At 64.3% G+C, this 350-nt stretch carries 1 protein-coding gene; it reads left to right on the top strand.

The features are described 5' to 3' along the window. The coding region (locus tag AC1DGW_RS16915) for an EF-Tu/IF-2/RF-3 family GTPase (RefSeq protein WP_478025219.1) at nt 1-350 on the top strand (350 nt) is incomplete at both ends.

Genomic DNA, 350 nt, shown 5'->3' with positions numbered 1-350 from the left:
ATGCCGAGCTGCTCGAGCTGGTGGAAATGGAAGTGCGCGAGCTGCTGAGCAAGTACGACTTCCCGGGCGACGACACCCCGATCGTGCACGGTTCGGCCCGTCTGGCGCTGGAAGGCGACCAGAGCGATATCGGCGTGCCGGCGATCCTGAAGCTGGTCGAGGCGCTGGACAGCTGGATCCCGACCCCGGAGCGTGACGTCGACAAGCCGTTCCTGATGCCGGTGGAAGACGTGTTCTCGATCTCGGGCCGCGGCACCGTGGTGACCGGTCGTATCGAGCGCGGCGTGATCAAGGTCGGCGAAGAAATCGAAATCGTCGGTATCCGTCCGACCCAGAAGACCACAGACCAC

Source organism: Stenotrophomonas sp. 05N423, assembly GCF_056397145.1.
This window is presented reverse-complemented; position numbering and strand designations above follow the sequence as displayed.